General features: G+C 55.9%; 21 protein-coding genes. 11 read left to right on the forward strand and 10 right to left on the reverse strand.

All coding sequences use genetic code 11. The features are described 5' to 3' along the window. Positions 1 to 76 precede the first annotated feature (76 nt). A complete protein-coding gene (locus H6B51_RS04015; RefSeq protein WP_243421125.1) occupies positions 77 to 856 on the reverse strand; it encodes a recombinase family protein in 780 nt (259 codons plus the stop codon). Then, positions 853 to 1,209: an ImmA/IrrE family metallo-endopeptidase gene (locus H6B51_RS04020; protein ID WP_243421126.1), complete on the reverse strand. Its 357-nt coding sequence runs from the start codon at positions 1,207 to 1,209 to the stop codon at positions 853 to 855. The genes H6B51_RS04015 and H6B51_RS04020 overlap by 4 nt, the downstream gene beginning before the upstream one ends. A 15-nt stretch (positions 1,210 to 1,224) precedes the next feature. Here H6B51_RS04020 and H6B51_RS04025 point away from each other — a divergent pair, with 15 nt between their 5' ends. The 5 genes from H6B51_RS04025 (at position 1,225) to H6B51_RS04045 (ending at position 6,058) form a co-directional block, all read left to right on the forward strand. Further along, the gene (locus H6B51_RS04025; RefSeq protein ID WP_204882457.1) at positions 1,225 to 2,025 is read left to right on the forward strand and encodes an MBL fold metallo-hydrolase; all 801 of its coding nucleotides are present in this window, start codon (positions 1,225 to 1,227) and stop codon (positions 2,023 to 2,025) included. Between the two features lie 613 nt (positions 2,026 to 2,638). After that, entirely contained in the window at positions 2,639 to 3,991 is a 1,353-nt protein-coding gene (locus H6B51_RS04030; protein ID WP_243421127.1) for a hemolysin family protein, read from the forward strand. Positions 3,992 to 4,144: 153 nt separating this feature from the next. After that, entirely contained in the window at positions 4,145 to 4,363 is a 219-nt protein-coding gene (locus tag H6B51_RS04035) for an RNA polymerase sigma factor (protein ID WP_204882458.1), read from the forward strand. Further along, positions 4,363 to 4,878 (forward strand): RNA polymerase sigma factor, encoded by a 516-nt coding sequence (locus tag H6B51_RS04040; RefSeq protein WP_204882459.1) that lies wholly within the window; start codon positions 4,363 to 4,365, stop codon positions 4,876 to 4,878. Before H6B51_RS04035 ends, H6B51_RS04040 begins: the two co-directional genes overlap by 1 nt. A 40-nt stretch (positions 4,879 to 4,918) precedes the next feature. Further along, positions 4,919 to 6,058: an S-layer homology domain-containing protein gene (locus H6B51_RS04045; RefSeq protein WP_204882460.1), complete on the forward strand. Its 1,140-nt coding sequence runs from the start codon at positions 4,919 to 4,921 to the stop codon at positions 6,056 to 6,058. A gap of 57 nt (positions 6,059 to 6,115) precedes the next feature. Here H6B51_RS04045 and H6B51_RS04050 read toward each other — a convergent pair whose 3' ends face one another. Together H6B51_RS04050 and H6B51_RS04055 are read right to left on the reverse strand one after the other, a co-directional pair. Next, positions 6,116 to 6,340 carry a DUF3847 domain-containing protein gene (locus tag H6B51_RS04050; protein ID WP_204882461.1) on the reverse strand — a complete coding sequence of 75 codons (225 nt, stop codon included), beginning with the start codon at positions 6,338 to 6,340 and terminating at the stop codon, positions 6,116 to 6,118. An 84-nt stretch (positions 6,341 to 6,424) separates the two neighbouring features. Continuing rightward, entirely contained in the window at positions 6,425 to 7,162 is a 738-nt protein-coding gene (locus tag H6B51_RS04055) for a class I SAM-dependent methyltransferase (RefSeq protein WP_204882462.1), read from the reverse strand. Positions 7,163 to 7,398: 236 nt separating this feature from the next. Here H6B51_RS04055 and H6B51_RS04060 point away from each other — a divergent pair, with 236 nt between their 5' ends. Beyond that, a complete protein-coding gene (locus H6B51_RS04060; RefSeq protein WP_243421128.1) occupies positions 7,399 to 7,875 on the forward strand; it encodes a VOC family protein in 477 nt (158 codons plus the stop codon). 41 nt (positions 7,876 to 7,916) lie between these two features. On the opposite strand, the gene H6B51_RS04065 is transcribed toward H6B51_RS04060, so the two are convergent. The 5 genes from H6B51_RS04065 to H6B51_RS04085 form a co-directional block, all read right to left on the reverse strand. Further along, positions 7,917 to 8,507 (reverse strand): flavodoxin family protein, encoded by a 591-nt coding sequence (locus H6B51_RS04065; protein WP_204882463.1) that lies wholly within the window; start codon positions 8,505 to 8,507, stop codon positions 7,917 to 7,919. 179 nt (positions 8,508 to 8,686) lie between these two features. Next, positions 8,687 to 8,977 (reverse strand): DUF6809 family protein, encoded by a 291-nt coding sequence (locus H6B51_RS04070; protein WP_204882464.1) that lies wholly within the window; start codon positions 8,975 to 8,977, stop codon positions 8,687 to 8,689. Positions 8,978 to 9,558: 581 nt separating this feature from the next. Beyond that, complete coding sequence (locus H6B51_RS04075; protein WP_204882465.1) at positions 9,559 to 10,143, reverse strand: cytidylate kinase-like family protein; 585 nt, start codon at positions 10,141 to 10,143, stop codon at positions 9,559 to 9,561. A 61-nt stretch (positions 10,144 to 10,204) separates the two neighbouring features. Beyond that, positions 10,205 to 11,422: an anti sigma factor C-terminal domain-containing protein gene (locus H6B51_RS04080; protein WP_204882466.1), complete on the reverse strand. Its 1,218-nt coding sequence runs from the start codon at positions 11,420 to 11,422 to the stop codon at positions 10,205 to 10,207. After that, positions 11,419 to 11,907, reverse strand: coding sequence for an RNA polymerase sigma factor (locus H6B51_RS04085; RefSeq protein ID WP_204882467.1), 489 nt, complete (start codon positions 11,905 to 11,907; stop codon positions 11,419 to 11,421). The genes H6B51_RS04080 and H6B51_RS04085 overlap by 4 nt, the downstream gene beginning before the upstream one ends. A 275-nt stretch (positions 11,908 to 12,182) precedes the next feature. On the opposite strand from H6B51_RS04085, the gene gdhA reads away from it, so the two are divergent. After that, complete coding sequence (gene gdhA / locus H6B51_RS04090) at positions 12,183 to 13,538, forward strand: NADP-specific glutamate dehydrogenase (RefSeq protein ID WP_204882468.1); 1,356 nt, start codon at positions 12,183 to 12,185, stop codon at positions 13,536 to 13,538. Between the two features lie 317 nt (positions 13,539 to 13,855). On the opposite strand, the gene H6B51_RS04095 is transcribed toward gdhA, so the two are convergent. Beyond that, on the reverse strand, positions 13,856 to 14,269 hold the full coding sequence (locus H6B51_RS04095) for a hypothetical protein (RefSeq protein WP_204882469.1): 414 nt from the start codon (positions 14,267 to 14,269) through the stop codon (positions 13,856 to 13,858). A gap of 123 nt (positions 14,270 to 14,392) precedes the next feature. Between H6B51_RS04095 and H6B51_RS18040 the strand changes: the two genes are divergently transcribed. From H6B51_RS18040 to H6B51_RS04115, 4 genes are all read left to right on the forward strand, one after another. Next, positions 14,393 to 14,602, forward strand: a complete 210-nt coding sequence (locus tag H6B51_RS18040; protein WP_204882470.1) for a helix-turn-helix domain-containing protein — start codon at positions 14,393 to 14,395, stop codon at positions 14,600 to 14,602. Between the two features lie 72 nt (positions 14,603 to 14,674). Then, positions 14,675 to 16,258, forward strand: coding sequence for an NAD(P)/FAD-dependent oxidoreductase (locus H6B51_RS04105; protein WP_204882471.1), 1,584 nt, complete (start codon positions 14,675 to 14,677; stop codon positions 16,256 to 16,258). Positions 16,259 to 16,359: 101 nt separating this feature from the next. Further along, on the forward strand, positions 16,360 to 16,845 hold the full coding sequence (locus H6B51_RS04110; RefSeq protein WP_204882472.1) for an RNA polymerase sigma factor: 486 nt from the start codon (positions 16,360 to 16,362) through the stop codon (positions 16,843 to 16,845). Next, the gene (locus tag H6B51_RS04115; RefSeq protein ID WP_204882473.1) at positions 16,838 to 18,415 is read left to right on the forward strand and encodes a hypothetical protein; all 1,578 of its coding nucleotides are present in this window, start codon (positions 16,838 to 16,840) and stop codon (positions 18,413 to 18,415) included. The genes H6B51_RS04110 and H6B51_RS04115 overlap by 8 nt, the downstream gene beginning before the upstream one ends. The last annotated feature ends 26 nt before the right edge of the window (positions 18,416 to 18,441 follow it).

Below are 18,441 nucleotides of genomic sequence, written 5' to 3' on the forward strand. Positions count from 1 at the left end.
TTGACAGTTGTATTTTCCTTGGCCTCACCAGAGCTAATCTGTTCTACCGTAGCCACTCGCACATAAACCGCAACAGTCATTCCTTTCCCTCCATATCTTCAAAGATGTCTTTGAATTTCCAGACTATTTCGATACTGTCCTGACCATGAACATAGATGGCAGAGATCAAAGCATGGGCAAGCTCGTATGTAAGACCTTCGCCTTTCTGGTATTCGCCTACTACCTTAGCTTCGTGCATCCCCTCAACGACAATCCAGTCCTCTCGATCCTGCGGGATGCTCTTCCGTGAGCCGACACCGCCGGACTTGCGCCTGTGGCCTACTGTCGCTCCGGTATAAACATAGTTGGTCAGGATTTTATAGACCATAGATGCCGTCCAGCTTATCTTATCGCTCATGTAGCTGAACTTCTTATTGTCAGGATGCTTGCCTTTGAAATACTGTCCCGGCGTGAGAATGTTGTCATCGTTCAGGCCAAGAGCAATCTGTGATGTGTTCATGCCCTGCAAAGCCTCATCGAAGACCCTGCGAACGACTTCTGCGGCCTCCGGGTCAAGTTTAAGCTTGTTGCGGATTTCCGGGTGAAGCACATAGCCGTAGGGAGCGTAGCCGCCCACATACTTGCCCTGCTTCATCATCTGGATTTTTGCAGTTGTCGTTTTGACCGAGAGATCCTTGCTGTACGCAGCATAGATGATACTGCGCATGACAACCTCAAGGCCACCGGTTGTTCCCTTATGCCCACAATATGGGCATTTCACCATGCGCATCTTCTGATTGACAATGGCGTGTCGCGCCCTTCGGATTTTCTCTTGCATCTCAGGGGAAGGCTCAGACACACGGATGCTTTTCTTCATGCCCACACCTCCAACGGATCGTTGTACTCGCTGTATGGGCAGCACTCCAAGTGACCAAGCTGTTTCAACCGGATGATTGCGGCTGATTTGGAAACGCCAAACTGCTTACAGACTAAATCCAGCGCAACCCTGTCCTGATAGACAAAAGTCCCTTCATAGCTGACGAGCTTCCGGCCTCTGGCGTAATACGCAACCGCAAGGTCGATTTCCCGCTGGGGCATCAGGATGGCCGCGCCTAAGACATTTGCTTGCCATTCATTCCAGTCTTCACGGGTTTTTAATTCCCGGAGCGAATAGGCTGTCCGGGCGGAATATTTACGCTGGCAGACTTTCCGAACTTCGTCTGTCTCCATCTGGAACAGGATTTGATGAGCGCACTCATGGGCAAGGGTACGTATGTTATTAGCGAATACCGTCATTGGGAAGAAACACACTGTTATCTGCTGAATGGTACCAAACGCAGTTTGTTAATTGACACAGGACTCGGAATTTGTAATATTTCTGAAGTGATTTCAGAGTTGACAGATAAGCCTGTTACAGCTATTGCAACCCATATCCATTGGGATCACATAGGCGGTCATAAATACTATCCTGATTTTTATGCACATGAAGCAGAATTGGATTGGCTGAACGGCGGCTTCCCTCAGCCGTTAGAAACGATTAAGGAATATGTGGTTGACCGCTGTGAATTACCAACTGATTTTCAAATCAACGAATATAAGTTTTTTCAGGGAAAACCGACCAAAATATTGCATGTTGGTGAACATATTGACTTAGGCGGAAGAACGGTTGAAATCATTCATACACCAGGACACGCACCGGGACATATGTGCTTTTGGGAAGCAAATACAGGCTATCTGTTTACTGGTGATTTAGTCTATAAGGATACGCTGACAGCATGGTTTCCCTCTATGGATTCTGCGGCGGGAAAAAATACGGCATCTCTATGCCGGACGGAAAGTTCTATACCGGTCTTCTGGTGCTGCCCCTCCGGGAAAATGCCCTGGAGGGAATCCATGGTTACGCTGAATTTTCCGAGGCGCTGGAGGCGGAGGAAGCGGATATCCTCGCCTTCGATGCTTCATTCCCGAAAAAGGAAAAGAAAGTGCTTCCCTGCCAGCAGGAGTATGAAATTGCCTGTGCACAGCTGGATGAATAAGAGGCGATGAAACCATTTTGGAGCTTGGCATGGGTCCGGTGCAGAGTTGCTGGCGTTTTCTAACATACAAGGCGGACGTGAGGTTTAAAAGAAATACATGAACTACGCCGGAAATCCCTGAGGATTTCCGGCTGTTCTCTTCTTTGCATTTTTTACACTCTTCTCATGAACAAACTGGAAGAGATGGATATTGGGAGAAAATGGGCGGTCATCGGGATACGGATTGTATTTATAGTGTTTACTAAGTAAAATCATAAACAGAAACCATAATTCGATCTATCTTCGGCCTTTCGTCCGGTTTTACATGACGGATCAAAAGAAAGAAATATGTACTGCCTCATGACTCGGGACAGGGACATGATCTGAACAGAATCTATATGTATAATAGTCACTTCACAAGTTGACGAACCGAAGATTGTCTGATAAGATATGGAACATTACAATGAAAGGAGAAGGTCTTCAACTTATGGATGACGGTGACAGTAACACCCCCGCCAAGCCTTCCTCGTACAATTATGAACAGAATCGAATGAGACATGGCCTGTACTTTCGCGAATAATGTGACAGGTCGTGTCTTTTTGCGCTTTTTTCTGTAATTGTTATGATTTGAGGAGGTACTTACATTGGAAAATTCTATCTTATTTATGATTTTACTGCAGGTGTTTCTGATCCTGCTCAACGCAGTCTTTGCCAGTGCGGAGATTGCAGTAATTTCTATCAACGATGCCAAGCTGGCCCGAATGGCGGCGGAGGGAGATAAACGAGCCGTACGACTGGCTCGTCTGACCAGCCAACCGGCTCGCTTTCTCGCCACCATCCAGGTAGCCATCACCCTGTCCGGCTTCCTGGGCAGTGCCTTTGCGGCGGAGAACTTTTCGGACGGCCTGGTCAGTTGGCTGGTAGGCCTGGGTGTGGGCATTCCCGCTGCTACCTTGGATGCCATCGCCGTGGTCATCATCACGCTGATTTTGTCCTACTTTACCCTGATCTTTGGTGAGCTGGTTCCCAAGCGGGTGGCTATGCGTAAGGCAGAGTCCCTGGCTCTGGGAATCTCCGGCCTGATCTCCGCCATTGCCAAGCTGTTTGCCCCCATCGTGTGGTTCCTGACCGTTTCCACCAATGCCGTCCTCCGCCTGCTTGGTATCGACCCCAACGCCGAGGAGGAGACCGTCAGTGAGGAGGAGATCCGCATGATGGTGGATGTGGGTACTCAGAAAGGCACGATTGACTATGAAGAAAAGCAATTTATCCAAAATGTTTTTGAGTTTGACGACTTGACCGCCGGGGAGATTGCCACCCATCGAACTGATCTGACCATTCTATGGTTGGAGGAGAGCATGGAGGAGTGGGCTGCTACCATCCACAACAGCCGCCACACCCGGTATCCTGTGTGCGGAGAATCCGCGGACGATGTGGTGGGTATCCTCAATGCAAAAGATTACTTCCGTTTGACCGAACGGAGCCGGGAGGCCGTGCTGGAACAGGCGGTGGAGACTCCCTATTTGGTACCGGACAGCGTCAAGGCAGATGTGCTGTTCCGCAACATGAAGGGTGGCTGTCATCCCTTGGCGGTGGTGCTGGACGAATACGGCGGCATGACGGGCATTGTCACCATCAATGATCTTGTGGAACAGCTGGTGGGAGATCTGGGCGAGGAGGATATATGCCGAAGCGCTCTTCCGCTGATCGAGGCTGTGGATTCCGGCACCTGGAAGATCCGTGGAGAGACCCCGCTGGAGGAGGTCGCCCAGGTACTTGGTGTCACACTGCCCTGCGACGACTTCGACACTTTTAACGGACTGGTCTTTGGGGCCGTAGCCACCATTCCCGAGGATGGGGCCACTATTGAAGTGGAAACCACCGGCCTGGTGATCCGGGTCACTGAGATCCGAAACCATCAAGTGGTGATGGCGTTGGTTTGCCTGGCAGAGCCACAGAATACAGAAAAGCAGAAACATAGAGGTGAGCATGAGTAATTGGATTTGAATTTACAGGCGAACTGGATACCAAAGGGGAAGAAATCATGATATATCGAAGTACCATGTGAGAAAAGAGTTGAATTCAATATAAGCAGTATGTTTCGAGTAACACACGATACAAAACACGCCGACCTCAAGGAGATTCTGGCTTTGATCCGAACAAAGAACCCGATAGGATTTGAGCTGCTCTATGCCCGGTATTACCGGCTTCTGTTTAGCACTGCCTATGCGGTGCTCCGGCAGGAGAGCGACGCTATGGATGCGGTACAAAACGCGGCATTGCGGCTCTATACCATGGACGAGAGCCTGTTTCCCTCCGATCACGAACTGGCCTGGCTCCCCATACGGTGGTCAAAAATGAAGCCCTAATGGTCCTGCGGAAAAAGAAGCCGGAGCATTCTGTGAATGAGCTTCCGGAGATCCCTGTCCCTGAGCGGCAGTTGGAGATGCTGGAGGACATGGAGACGGTTCAGTCCATGCTGTCCTCTCTTGATCAAAAGCGACAGAATGTGGTCACCCTGAAAGTCCTGGGTGGCCTGAGTCACAAGGAGATCGCCCAGCTGTTGTCCATGCCTGTGGGAACGGTCCAGTGGCTCTACAACACCTCCATCAAAAGCCTGCGGCGAACCCTCACCGCTCTGGTCAGCGTGGCAATCGTTTCTGCGGTTGGTCTTCTGTACCAGGCAGCCCAGTATTTCCGTACACCTGTCCAGGAGCCTGGCGGCGATTTTGGCATCAGCAGCATCCCGCCCGCAGAGCCGTCCCTGTCTCCCTGGTTTACGGTGTGGTTGACCCTGCTGATCGTTTCCATTGTGGCCGGAATTCTTTTTTCAAATTTTCCGACAAAATTCCAACAAAGCGAAATCCTCGCCGCATCTAAATAGATGAACGGGCAAACGCCAAAACATCGAAGGAGGATTTCAAATGCGGTTCAAACGATTCTGTTCACTAAGCATAGCTGCGGCCATTGGCATGAGTATTCTGGCGGGGACTGCCGCCGCAAAGGAGACGACCACCGGAGTAGGGTTTGACTTTAACCAGAATGACGGTGGGTTTACTCCCATTTTTTCCGACTACCCCAACGAGCAGGGGGTGGAGGAATTTTATGAGCTTCGCTCCGGCCATGAGGAGGTTCCCATTGCAGACGCTGGAAAGGGACTTTTCCTCTCCGGCAATAATCACAGCGACGATCTCTTTATGGGATATTTCAAAGAACTGAGTGGCCTGGCTCCCGAGACAGAGTATCAGTTCACTGTCCGTTTCAAGCTGGCAACCAATGTGGAAAATGATATGATCGGCATCGGCGGCGCTCCCGGAGAATCGGTCTTCGTCAAGTGCGGTGTTGCCTCTGAGGAGCCGGAAAACAGCCTGGACACCCTGAACCACTTCCGCCTGAACATCGACAAGGGCAGTCAGAGCACCAGCGGATCGGACATGATCGTGGTCGGCAACCTTGCCAAAGAGGAAGTCAACCGTCCCGGCGAATATGAGTTCAACGAGATCGAGACTAAGGTAATTGCCCGGACAGATGAAGCGGGAACGGCGTATCTGGTGATCGGCACAGACTCCGGCTTTGAAGGGGTGACCTCCTACTATCTGGATGACATCTCCGTCAGCTGGGCCGATACAGCCACGGTCTCCGTCACCCGGGGCGACGCAGCCAAGATGCTGTTTGACCATGCCCATCGCTGGGACGAGGCCGTTGGAACCCCCACCTTTACGGATGTGGCCTGGGATGCTCCTTACGCTGAGGCAGTTGCCTGGACAGAGCAAAACGGTTATCTGGGCGGCTACGGCAACGGCTTCTTTGGGCCGGAGGATGCCATGACCGTGGAACAGGCCATGGTGATGATCTATCGTCTGTTCGGCAGCCCCAAGGTGACCGATGCAGACATTCTGGACCGGTACGAGGATGGCGAACAAGTCTCCGCCTGGGCCCGGGACGCCGTTGCATTTGCCATTGTCAACAAGCTGCTGGAGCCGGATGGGAGTATCCTGCCCCAGTCGCCCATCAGCGTGAAAGCCCTGCGCTATGCCATCGGTCAGATCGGAATGGCTGACTAAACAACCATATGACATGCCATTGTAGAAGTAAATCCTGCAACAATCGTTTTTGCTATATCATAGATAGAAGGACACCGATAGCGAGACTGTCGGTGTCCTTCTATGCCATCCGGCCTTGCTACCGATGTTGCAAAGCTCATGGGTGCGCTTCGCTCGTTCGCCTTTCTCGTAATACTGCTTGCGGTTTTCCAGACGGGTAAGCCTGTGCTGCTCTTGGGCAAGCCTAAGTTCTGCCCGTTCTTTCTCCAAACGGAGTTGGTCGAGTGTTTTCTTCTCTGGCATAAAAATGACCTCCTTCTTTGAAAATTGGGATAAAAAAAGACCGTTTCTTCTGCATAATGCAAAAGGTTAACGGCCTTTTGGTAATTATCTTTTCTTCTTTGCTATCGCCTTGACAAGCAACATCATCGGGCGACGAAGTTCATCCGTCATTCCCGGAATATCCATCATTTCTTTTGGTGGCTGGGCTTCCTCTACAACGGCAATATCAAATTGATTATTTAATAATCCCATCAGAATCTGGGTAAGGGTATGGTGATATTTCACTACATCACAACCCAAAAAATGAGTGTTTCTTTGACCTGAAAGAAAATAATTGTCAACCGGCCAATACTTCGGTGTTCCATCAGTTTTGTATATCCAATCTTGCCCAACTCCCGCAGTGAACACAGGATGTTCAATATTAAAAAGGAATATGCCATCTGCCTTTAGTGTTTGATAAATTTTTTTGAAGATTTCATCGAGATTCTCTACATAGTGTAAAGCCAAATTAGAGACAACACAATCCCATGTATTTGGGGGATAATTATAATCTTCAATACCGGCTACTTGATATTGTATGCACTCATCTGCATTTCTCTTTTGTGCTTCTGTAATCATTTTTTTGCTCAGGTCAATACCTAATACCTGTTTAGCACCCTGTTCTACTGCAAATTTACAGTGCCACCCATAGCCACATCCTAAATCCAAAACTTTTTTTCCATCAAGTTTTGGAAATAGAGGTCTTAGTTGGTGCCATTCTCCGGCAGCCTCCAGTCCATTTTGGCTACGGGCCATTTTTGCGTACTCGTTAAAAAATTTTTCGTTATCATATTCATTATTCATAATGATCGTCCTTCCATTATTTTCTATTGGCTAAATACTTTTTATCAAATTTTACCACAAGAGTATAAATAAAACTACCACAGCCCCCAAAACCGCCTGAAAATTTTTCCTCGGGATAAAATTCCCCGTTAATAAAAGTGTTTTGCACGCTCACACACCTGATGCTATAATAGCAGAAATAACGGTAATGGTAACCATGTTGGTGACATAAATAGACCGGAAAGAAGGTAACGCTTATGCTGAAAGGAATCATTCATGTGGGTCTGACGGTAACGGATCTGGACCGTTCGGTGGCATTTTATCGGGATGTTCTGGGGCTTGCCTATTTGGGCGAGATGGAGATGGAAGGGCTGGAGACAGAGCAGCTGTTTCAGCGGAAGGGCTGCAAGGCCAGAGTGGCCTATCTCAACGGCAGCCGGGAACTGGCTGCGCCGCCGGTGGAGCTGATTCAATTTGTTGGGCAGGAACCGGAACGTCAGTCCGGAGATCTGTTTCGTACCTCCATTTCGGAGCTGTGCTTTGCCGTAGAGGACATCGACCGGGAGTACCGGCGTCTTAAGGAGATGGGCGTGGAGTTCCTGTCCGAACCGCAGACCTTTGACTCCAGAATATGGATTTGGCAAGAGCCGGGCAGTCTATCTACGGGATCCGGACGGGATCGTGCTGGAGCTGTTGCAGACTCTTTAAATGGAAACGCCTTGGAAAGACGATGATTACAAGCGTCTTTCCAAGGCGTTTTTATATGCAGGAGATTTTATGCTCTGGCGCTGCGGACCCAGGCTGCCAACCGTTGCAAGGTGTCCTGACTGTAATTCGATCCTTTCACATTTGGATCGCACCAGGGGAATACATAGGTACCCAAATTGCAAGCCAAAGAAGATTCGCAAAATTTTTCAAACTGCATTGCAACAAGCTCTGTGTTGTGCTCTTCAGGCCCTTGGCAGGACACCACCAGCGCCACAGGCTTATTGCGGATGAAGGAGAGAATCTCCATCTCCTCCACTGCCTTGTCTCCGCCGTCCACAAATTTGAACAGCGCAACATGGCGATCCATGAACAGTTTCAGCTGCCCGGAATAGGAGTGGCCATACAGCGGGGTTCCATAAACCACTGCATCGGCTTCCATCACCTGCTGAAGGAGGGCCGTTATGTCGTCCTGCTGGACACAGCCGGGCTTCTCCAGATCACTCTGACACACCGAACAACCAAGGCATCCATTGAGATGGAGCTCGGCCAGAGAGACCATGGTCACCGTTTCCCCTTCCAGGGCAATAGATAGCTGTCGCAGAATCTGTGCGGTATTACCCTGTTTTCTGGGGCTTCCGCAGATTAAAAGAATGTTCATTGTTGCTCACCTTCATGCATATTTTGACAATTATTATAGCAGAGAAGATTTTTAACTGTAAAGTAGCGTAAAAAGTTTTAGTAGGAAGAGAACTCAGAAGTGATCAATCAGAAGGACTTGTTCCTAAAGGCAAAATATTATGATACGCCTTAATTCAGCACACTACTTCCTATGTAAAATCAGGCATCCATCTCCGCTTCTTCCGCTGGAGATGGATGCCTGTCCATTTCAAAGTGGTTCAGTTCATATGCCAATTCCCATGCTAATTGGAATCCGCAAAGGAAACTGTCCATGGAGCGTTCCTCTGTGATTAGGTTCTGTGCGTCCATTATCCGCAACACCAGCTTTCTCTCTGGCTTTTCCAGTCTCTCAATGAGTTGTTGGTGGCAAGTTTCAATTTCCTGCTCAGACTCTGCCATAGGCAGTGGCGTGTAAAATCTGTAATAGAATTTTTTCAGGGCGTTGTTCATGTGCTCTACCTCCTTGTAGCAAGACACCATACCACAAGTTAGCGTGAAAAGCCACTGGAATATTTGTATTTCAATAAATGCCTTATCATTGGTTTTGCAGACCATACACCACTGTCCGTGGGTAGAAAACTTACCACTTTTGCGAGAGCCGGTAGTTGTCCTGTTAAATAAGAAATTAGAGCCTGTGGTGCTCCACAAGCCCTAATTTTCCCCATACACGGCGTTAAGCCCCATAGGTTCACATTGTGTACCTATGGGGCTTAACCCTTCGCAGGTGCTTTTATTTTGGTGACCACAGGCTCATTTCAATGCTCAGGGCAGCAAGGCCGCCCCTCCGCCAAGGTTTTTGTCCATGGCGAAAATACTTGTACAGCGCAAAAGCGCCACCCCACCGTGTGGGGCCCCATGTTCTTCTGCATCTATACTGTTGGGATGACACATCGTCGGAGCAAGCGGCACATCGCTTGCTCCGACTTGTTTTATCAGTCAAAGCAAAGGAGCGTTGCAGAATATCCATCCGCAACGCTCCCTTGCTTTTTTAGTCCATTTTATAAGCGTTCCGCAGCCAAGAACTTAACGGCTCAAATGGCCTCCGCCGCCGCCCGGATCACCGCCACCGCGGCGTCGATGCCGATGCGGCTGTTGATACACAGGTCGTACTCCCGGCTCTGGCCCCAGCGGCCGGTGGCGAAGTAGTTGTAGTAGGACGCCCTGGCCTTGTCCTGGCGGACCACGTAGCTCTCCAGGTTGGGCTCCTGGACACCGTACTCCTCCCGGGCCCGGCGCACCCGCTGGTCCAGGGGGGCGTTGATGAACACCTTCAGGCAGTGGGGGTGATCCCGCAGGATGTAGTCGGCACACCGGCCCACGATCACGCAGGGGCCCTTCTGGACCGCCTCCTTGATGACCTTGGCCTGGGCAATGAACACCTGGTCAGGCACCGACGGGGTCTGCACGCTGGTGTACAGGTCGTACAGAAAGCTGTTGGTGGGGCGCTGATGCTCCGAATTGCGGATAAACTGCTCGGAGAAGCCAGTCTTTTTGGCCACGTCGGAGATCAGCTGCTTGTCATAAAAAGTAATGTCCATCTGGTCGGCCAGCTTTTTGGCGATGAGCCGCCCGCCGGAGCCGTACTCGCGGCCAATGGTGATCACGATGTGCTTCATAAGGACACCTCCTATCCTGTCTTTAGTATAGTACAGTTGGCGGCGTTCGTCAAAGCACTTTTTACTGGCGGAGATCGGTACTGCCGGAATAGCGGGAGGGCAGCACCCTCTGGATGGACAGCCCGTCAATGACGCCGTCCTCCCACATCCGGAGCAGCGCAGAGGGCTGGGCATACACCAGGGCCCCGTAAATCTGCACCCCGTGTTCCGTCACATAGTCCAGCGCCCCCTGGAGATCCAGGCTGTCCGCAGACCCGCCCAGGGCCTCCACCGCCTCCGGCCGGTCCGCCAGATAGCTGAGCAGGGTCATAAAGTGCCGCTTGGCGGCGCTGCCCTCAAACTGGACCGCGCTCTCCTCCGTAAAGCCGCGCTCCGCCATCTCCTCCCACATCTGGGTATAGGAGAACATGGGGTAGCGCTCCTGGTCCGGCCTGGCCTCCAGGCAGGGGCAGTCCTGGGTCTGATATCCCATGAGCCGCTGGTTGTCCTCCGCCGCCTGTACGGCGGCCCAGCGGAAGGAGAGGATACCCCGGGCGCAATAGCTGTTGTATGCCGCCTCCAGCTGCGCAAAGCCGATGGGGTTGAGCCGCTCCGGAAAATGGACCCACACTGCCAGATAGGAGGTCTCGGGCAGCTGAGACAGGTAATCCACCAGCTCCTGGCTGTAGTCGCTTCCCGACAGTCCCCTCCCCTCCTCCGCGATGGCCTCCATGGTCAGCAGATCAAAGCCCCCTTGCGTGGTAGGAGTGATCCAACCAACCGTTCCATATTCGCCGGGCAGCATGGTCCGGCTCACCTGCCCCGTCTCCCCTGTCAGCCAGTCCTCCGTCTGGTAGGTGAGGGCGTACCTCCCAAACCCCTGGTCCCGGGTCTGGACCTCAGTCACCGTCTGCCCCGGCACCAAAAGGCTGTACAGGGCGGTCAGATCGTAGAGCGCGTCGCCGTACTCCTCCTGGCCCACGGTCTGGGCATTGGGCTGATAATAAAAGGAAGATACCAGAGGATCGACCACAAACCGTGCCGCCAGTACCACCGCCAGCACGATGGCCGCCGCCCAGAGGGCGGCGCCGCGCAGCCGGCGGTTCACGGCGCGCTTCACCTTTTTTACCTCCGCACCGGAGGTATCCAGCGCCTCCCCGCTCCACTCCAGCGCGTCCAGGCCCTCCGCCAGATAGTCGGCGATGGCCTCGCTCTTCTCCAGCTCCGCCTCCACCAGCGCACGCTCTTCCTGGGTGGCGGTACCGTTCTTGTATTTCTCCAGCAATTCCCGGAACATCATACCATTCCCTCCAATCTGCCTTTCAGCTTCTTCCTGGCCCGGCACAGCATGGTCCGGGCCGCGCCGGGAGTGATGCCCATGGCCGTCCCCACCTCTTTCAGGGGGAGCCCGCCGTAGTAGTAGAGCGTGATGATTTCCCGATCCAGGGGAGCCAGCTCCTGCACCGCCCGGTAAACCGTCCTCCGGCGCTCTTCCCGGAGCAGGTCCTCCAGCAAGTCGCTCTCCCCCACCAGCCGCTCCGGATCGGGCGGCTCCCCGGTGAGGCGCTTCCGGCGGCGGCACTGGTCCAGCCACAGGTTGCGGCACACCTTGAACAGCCACCCCTTCCAGCTCTCCTCCGTCCCGTCCAGGGAGAGCAGGGCCCGGCAGAAGGCCTCGCTCACCAGATCCTCCGCCCCGGCCCGTTCCTGGCAGAGGGAGAAGGCGTAGAGGTACAGTTCCCCGGCATACCTGCGGTAGATCGCTTCCAGCCTGTTGGACTCCACTTCTCTCCCCTCCTCTCACCCAAATAACGCGCCGGCGGCAAAAATGTTACATTCGTCATTCTATTGCACGCTAAAGCGATTATTGGTGCAATACCCACAAGTTTTCACGAAGTTACTCAGCCTTTTTGCAATTTTATATTTTACTCTTGCATTTCCTGGAATAACGCATTATAATATCACCATCATGTTGGAGCAGGTGTTTCGGCGCCGCTCTCAGTGTATCAAAATCCGGTGGCGCCGTCCACAGGGGCCGCCATACAAAGGAGTCTGGCAATATGGCATTCACGATCACCAATCCTTACCTCCAGGGCGTGTATGATGGCGTCTGCAAGAAGAACTCCCACGAACCCGAGTTCCTCCAGGCCGTGGGCGAGGTGCTGGAGACCCTCCAGCCCGTGTTCAACCAGAAGCCCGAGCTGGCCAAGATGGGCATCATCGACCGCATGGTGGAGCCCGAGCGCAGCCTGCTGTTCCGGGTGTCCTGGGTGGATGACAAGGGCCAGGTCCAGGTGAACCGGGGCTACCGGGTGCAGTTCTCCACCGCCATCGGCCCCTCCAAGGGCGGCCTGCGGTTCCACCCCTCCGTCAACCTGTCTATCATCAAGTTCCTGGGCTTTGAGCAGGTGTTCAAGAACTCCCTCACCGGCCTGCCCATGGGCGGCGGCAAGGGCGGCTCCGACTTCGACCCCAAGGGCAAGAGCAGCAACGAGGTCATGCGCTTCTGCCAGTCCTTCATGACCGAGCTGCAGCGCCACATCGGCCCCGACACCGACGTGCCCGCCGGCGACATCGGCGTGGGCGCCCGGGAGATTGGCTACCTGTTCGGCCAGTACAAGCGCATCCGCAATGAGTTCAACGGCGTGCTCACCGGCAAGGGCCTGACCTACGGCGGCTCCCTGGTGCGCACCGAGGCCACCGGCTACGGCCTGTGCTACTTCGCCGACGAGATGATGAAGGCCGCCGGCAAGTCCTTCCAGGGCCAGAGCGTGGTAATCTCCGGCTCGGGCAACGTGGCCATCTACGCCAACCAGAAGGCCACCCAGCTGGGCGGCAAGGTCATCGCCATGAGCGACTCCAACGGCTACATCGTGGACGAGAACGGCATCGACTACAAGGTCATCCAGGAGATCAAGGAGGTCAAGCGGGCGCGGATCAAGACCTATCTGGACTACGTGCCCACCGCCAAGTATGTGGAGGGCTGCCAGGGCATCTGGACCGTCCCCTGCGGCATCGCCCTCCCCTGCGCCACCCAGAACGAGCTGCCCCTGGAGGGCGCCAAGGCTCTGGTGGAGCACGGCTGCTTCGCCGTGGCCGAGGGCGCCAACATGCCCTCCACCCCCGAGGCCGTGGCCTGGTTCCAGGAGCACGGCGTCCTCTTCGCCCCCGCCAAGGCCTCCAATGCCGGCGGCGTGGCCACCTCCGGCCTGGAGATGAGCCAGAACTCCATGCGCCTGAGCTGGAGCTTTGACGAGGTGGACCAGAAGCTCCACGGCATCATGACCAACATCTACCACAACGCCGCCAAGGCCGCCGAGGAGTACGGCATGCCCGGCAACCTGGTGGCCGGTGCCAACATCGCCGGCTTCATGAAGGTGGCCGACGCCATGATCTGGCAGGGCGTGTCTTACTAAGCAGAACGTCTATAGCAATATAACCATTTCTCTGGGAGCTGCGGCAATGCCGCAGCTCCCTTTGCGTCGGCCACCGGGGCCCCATCGCAGATGGGGCGGCGCGGTAAGCGCCGTCCAAGGGTTTTGCCGCAAGGCAAAACCTTGATGCCGGGCGAATTCATTTCGCCCGAGCAGATAAAACGATTGGGGCCCCCAACCCGTCCTGCGGGTTGGGGCTGGCCGACGCCATGATCTGGCAGGGCGTTTCCTACTGAGATACTTTCTATTTATCAAAGCTATCCAAAAGGAGCAGGCACTCTGGAGAGCGCCTGCTCCTTTCATCTTTCTTCGCTATCTAAACCAAGTACAGTCATATAGGCGCTTTCATACACCCAGCATTTTCTGGATACCATCTGGTAACGGCGCCATAATCGCCGCAGTTGCCCGCCCTGCTCTTTTGCAAGTTGATCTAACTGCATTGAATGGGCTTTACGTTCTGGCACTTTTGGATAGCAATCATGTGTGCCTATCCCTTTTTCCTTAGATGCCATCACACGTCCCCACTCATAACAATAGATATAATAGTCCAGTCGTTCGGCTTCTTCCTGCCTTAGGTAAGACTGAAACAAAAAGCCTATCGTTTCCCAGCCAGCCAATATTTCTGCCAGTGTCACCCGCACTACACAGTCCAGACAGTATTCCGGGTTGTCCATTCTCATCTCTTTTTGCTTTTCTTTCAGTAATATCCGCATCCTGTCTCGATTCATTTTCATCACCACTATAGACTATAGCATTATCTAATGTATTAGTCTATAGTTTTTCATAAGATACACCATACTATCTATTTATTACATTAGATAGCGGGTGCATAGGATATGATTAAATTAGACGTCTTGTCTCTGTTGGAAGCCCAGGGGAAAAGCAAGTATTGGCTCTATAAACAGTTGGGTATGAGCTATCAAAATTTCAATCGGATGGTAAACAATCAAACAAAATCTATTCGATATGATAACATTGAAGCAATGTGCCTTCTTTTAAACTGCACACCAAACGAATTATTCCTAATTGACTTTGAAAACGACTGACTTTTTGATATATTGTAGGGGCGACCTTTATGGTCGCCCGCGCTTCTCATCCTTTCTCACGAGGTACTGTATATGCTCCGTATCCAAAATATCCCCCTCCCCCTGGACGGGGGGGAGGCGCAATTAAAAAAGAAGGCCGCCCGCGCCCTGGGGGTCAGGCCGGAGGCCATCCGGAGCCTGACCCTGGCCCGGCAGTCCATCGACGCCCGGAAGAAGAGCGACGTCCACTATGTGTGCACCGTAGACGTGACGGTGGCCGACGAAGTCCGGCTGATGACCCGCTGCCGGGACAAAAACGTCAGCCTCCACGTCCCCCAGCCCTACGTCTTTCCCCCGGTGCGGCGCACCTCCCCCCTGCCCCCGGTGGTGGTGGGCATGGGCCCGGCGGGGCTGTTCGCCGCCCTGTTCCTGGCCCGGAACGGCCTGGCTCCCATCGTGCTGGAGCGGGGCCGCCCGGTGGAGGAGCGGACCGCGGACGTGGAGCGGTTCTGGGCCACCGGTGTGCTGGACCCCTCCTCCAACGTACAGTTCGGCGAGGGAGGCGCGGGCACCTTTTCCGACGGCAAGCTGAACACCGGCACCCACGACCCCCGGATCGCCACCGTGTTCCGGGAGCTGGTGGCGGCGGGGGCCCCGGCGGACATCCTGTACCAGCACAAGCCCCACATCGGCACCGACGTGCTGCGGGAGGTGGTGAAATCCATCCGGCTGGAGCTGCTGGCCCTGAGGTGCGACCTGCGGTTTTGCCATCAGCTCACCGGCCTCACCCTCCGGGACGGGGCGGTGGCCGGCCTGACGGTCACAGGGCCCCAGGGCCCCTACGACCTGCCCTGCGACGCCCTGGTGCTCTCCCCCGGCCACTCCGCCCGGGACACCTTTCAGATGCTCCACGCCGCCGGGGTACCCATGGAGCAGAAGGCCTTTGCCATCGGGGTGCGCATCGAGCACCCACAGAGCGCCGTTTCCCTGGCCCAGTTTGGCCCCGCCTGGGAGCGCCTCCCCGCCGCCGACTACAAGCTGGCCTGCCACCTGCCCAATGGCCGGAGCGCCTTCACCTTCTGCGTCTGTCCCGGCGGCCAGGTGGTGGCCGCCGCCTCGGAGAAGGGGCGGCTGGTGACCAACGGCATGAGCTGCCGGGCCCGGGACGGGAAGAACATCAATGGCGGTTTCCTGGTGGGAGTCAACCCCGCCGACTTCGGCTCGGACCATCCCCTGGCCGGGGTGGCGTATCAGCGGCACTGGGAGGAGGCCGCCTTCGCCCTGGGGGGCGGCGGCTATATGGCCCCCGCCCAAACCGTAAAGGATTTTCTGGACCGCCATGCCTCCACCCGGCTGGGCGCTGTGGAACCCACCTACCGGCCCGGGGTGGTCCCCGCGGACCTGGACCGCTGCCTGCCCGATTACGTTACCGACACCCTGCGGGGGGCCCTGCCCATCTTTGACCGGAAGCTCCGGGGCTTCGCCGCCCCGGACAGCCTGCTCACCGGGGTGGAGACCCGCTCCTCCTCTCCTGTGCGTATTCTCCGGGGGGAAAATTATCAGTCCGTAATCGCCGGACTCTACCCCTGCGGCGAGGGGGCAGGCTATGCGGGGGGCATCACAAGCGCCGCCGTGGACGGCATCCGGGTGGCCGAGGCAGTAGCCGGGCAGCCCTGACTACAATTCGCCGCCGCATTCCTGCGGCGGCGAATTGTTTGGATTCCGATGCAATCATCCGCCCGGCTCAGGTGTGTTATGGGCAGAAAGGAGAGAGCGACATGGCCATGCAGCTTCGGGGCGACGCCCCTTTCTCCTATGCAATGGAACACTACCTGGACACGGTGTACCGGGCGGCCTGCCACAACGCCCCCACGGTACAGGACGCGGAGGATGTGACCCAGGAGGTCTTTGAGGCCCTGCTGCGCAGCGGCAAGGCCTTCGCCGACGGGGAGCATCTGAAGGCCTGGCTGCTGCGGGTGGCCATCAACAAGTGCAAGAACCTCCACCGGGCCAGGCGCTCCACGGAGGTGCCCCTGCCGCCTCAGTTCCCCGCCCCGGCGGGGGCCGACGGCTCGGTGCTGGACGAGGTACGAGCCCTGCCGGAGCCCTACCGCAACGCCATCTACCTGCACTACTTCGAGGGCTACACCGCCAAAGAGATCGGAGAGATCCTGGGGGCCAAGCGGAACACCGTGCTGTCCTGGCTGGCCCGGGGGCGGCAGGCCCTGCGGGAGCGGATGATCGGAGGCTTTGACGATGAATAGACTGGATTACATGGCCCAGGTGGAGGGGCTCCACGCCTCTCCGGAGCTGCGGGCGCGGCTGGATGCCCTGGCCCGTGAACCCAGGCCCCGGAGGCGGTTCAAGCCCTGGATGGGGGTGTGCGCCGCCCTGGCGGTGGTGGTGATCGGCGCGGGGGTATTCAGCGGCGCCATCCCCCTGCCCCGGTTCGGGGGCAGCGCCGGCGGAGGCGGCCACGACGAGGGCTCCACCTTCATGTCCTACGCCGGGCCGGTATTCCCCCTGACCCTGGGGGAGGAAAACGACAATATCACGGCGGAGCGGGACGTCACCCTGGACTTCGCCTCCTGGGAGCCGGTGTGGGTGGAGACGCCGGAAATGGACGCCGGGGGCTACTGGAGCCGGTCCACCGACATTCTGGTCACCGACTCCTACACCCTGACCAACCACAGCGACACCGACCAAAGTATCACCATATACTATCCCTTTGTCAGTTCCGTCCAGCAGCTGTGGGAAGAGTCCCCCACCCTCACCGTTGACGGCCAGGCGTTGGAGACCTCCCTGCGGGCAGGGGACTACTCCGGCGGCTTCCAGGGTGCCTGGGGGGAGGAATTCCAGGCCACCGGGGAGAACCCAGGCACTGCCAACCTGCTCTATCCCGAGAGCTGGGAGGACTACAAGGCCCTGCTGGCCGACGGCAGCTATCTGGAGGGGGCCCTGACCCAGCTGCCCGACCTGAGCCACGTACCCGCCATCGTCTACCGCTTCACCGACGCCTGGGGCGGTCCCGAGGACGAGGAGCACCCCAACCCCACCCTCCGGGTGCTCTTCTCCCTGGATTACGCAAAGACCGCCGTGCTCTCCACCGGCTTCCACGCCGGGATGTACGACCGGGAGAACGGGATCATGGGCAAGGGCTTCTCCATCCCCCAGCCCGGCGACCTGCACCCCACAGAGGAGTGGTGCCTCATTGTGGTGGGGGAGGACATCTCTGACATCACCACCCAGGGCTATGTCACCGGCGGGTGGGACACCGAGGAGACCATGGAGGCCGGGGCCACCATGGAGCGGTATGAGACCGATCTGGCCACCGCCCTGCGCACCCACTATCTGGACCAGGCCTGGGAGAGGCTGGAGAAGGCCCCCGGCATGACCTACGAGCTGTACTGCGGCCTGGCCTTTGACTTCTATCTCACCTACGGCTCCCTGTCCGACCACCCCATGGAGCGCTATGACGACAGTATGCTGAACACCGAGTTTGCCCTGGTGGACCGGGTGTTCTATCTCACAGGGGAGCTCACCATCCCCGCCGGGGGCAGCGTCACCCTCACCGCCAACATGACCAAGGAGGCCAGTTATGACCACTACTGCGCCCACACCGAAAACCAGGGGGTGTACGGCTACGACCTGGTGACCCAGCTGGGCTCCAACCTGACCTGCACAAGCCAGACCGCCACCCTGGAGGACCGGGGGTTCATCGAAATCGTCCGGCAGAACTTCGGCTTCGACCTGGACAACGGGGTGAACACCGTCACCCTGGACCCGGCGCAGGAGCATTATTACATGGAGGTACGCCGCACCGCAGACGAATAGGCAGTAAAAGAGCCGCCCGTCCGGGC

Origin of the sequence: Pseudoflavonifractor phocaeensis, assembly GCF_016901955.1 — a bacterium.
GTDB classification, from domain to species: Bacteria; Bacillota; Clostridia; order Oscillospirales; family Oscillospiraceae; genus Flavonifractor; species Flavonifractor phocaeensis_A.

Coding starts and splice junctions, on each gene's coding strand:
- H6B51_RS04015 (WP_243421125.1), bottom strand. CDS start 856: ATGAAGAAAAGCATCCGTGTGTCTGAGCCTTCCCCTGAGATGCAAGAG.
- H6B51_RS04020 (WP_243421126.1), bottom strand. CDS start 1,209: ATGGAGACAGACGAAGTTCGGAAAGTCTGCCAGCGTAAATATTCCGCC.
- H6B51_RS04025 (WP_204882457.1), top strand. CDS start 1,225: ATGAGCGCACTCATGGGCAAGGGTACGTATGTTATTAGCGAATACCGT.
- H6B51_RS04040 (WP_204882459.1), top strand. CDS start 4,363: ATGGTCCTGCGGAAAAAGAAGCCGGAGCATTCTGTGAATGAGCTTCCG.
- H6B51_RS04045 (WP_204882460.1), top strand. CDS start 4,919: ATGCGGTTCAAACGATTCTGTTCACTAAGCATAGCTGCGGCCATTGGC.
- H6B51_RS04050 (WP_204882461.1), bottom strand. CDS start 6,340: ATGCCAGAGAAGAAAACACTCGACCAACTCCGTTTGGAGAAAGAACGG.
- H6B51_RS04055 (WP_204882462.1), bottom strand. CDS start 7,162: ATGAATAATGAATATGATAACGAAAAATTTTTTAACGAGTACGCAAAA.
- H6B51_RS04060 (WP_243421128.1), top strand. CDS start 7,399: ATGCTGAAAGGAATCATTCATGTGGGTCTGACGGTAACGGATCTGGAC.
- H6B51_RS04065 (WP_204882463.1), bottom strand. CDS start 8,507: ATGAACATTCTTTTAATCTGCGGAAGCCCCAGAAAACAGGGTAATACC.
- H6B51_RS04070 (WP_204882464.1), bottom strand. CDS start 8,977: ATGAACAACGCCCTGAAAAAATTCTATTACAGATTTTACACGCCACTG.
- H6B51_RS04075 (WP_204882465.1), bottom strand. CDS start 10,143: ATGAAGCACATCGTGATCACCATTGGCCGCGAGTACGGCTCCGGCGGG.
- H6B51_RS04080 (WP_204882466.1), bottom strand. CDS start 11,422: ATGATGTTCCGGGAATTGCTGGAGAAATACAAGAACGGTACCGCCACC.
- gdhA (WP_204882468.1), top strand. CDS start 12,183: ATGGCATTCACGATCACCAATCCTTACCTCCAGGGCGTGTATGATGGC.
- H6B51_RS04095 (WP_204882469.1), bottom strand. CDS start 14,269: ATGCGGATATTACTGAAAGAAAAGCAAAAAGAGATGAGAATGGACAAC.
- H6B51_RS18040 (WP_204882470.1), top strand. CDS start 14,393: ATGATTAAATTAGACGTCTTGTCTCTGTTGGAAGCCCAGGGGAAAAGC.
- H6B51_RS04105 (WP_204882471.1), top strand. CDS start 14,675: ATGCTCCGTATCCAAAATATCCCCCTCCCCCTGGACGGGGGGGAGGCG.
- H6B51_RS04110 (WP_204882472.1), top strand. CDS start 16,360: ATGGCCATGCAGCTTCGGGGCGACGCCCCTTTCTCCTATGCAATGGAA.
- H6B51_RS04115 (WP_204882473.1), top strand. CDS start 16,838: ATGAATAGACTGGATTACATGGCCCAGGTGGAGGGGCTCCACGCCTCT.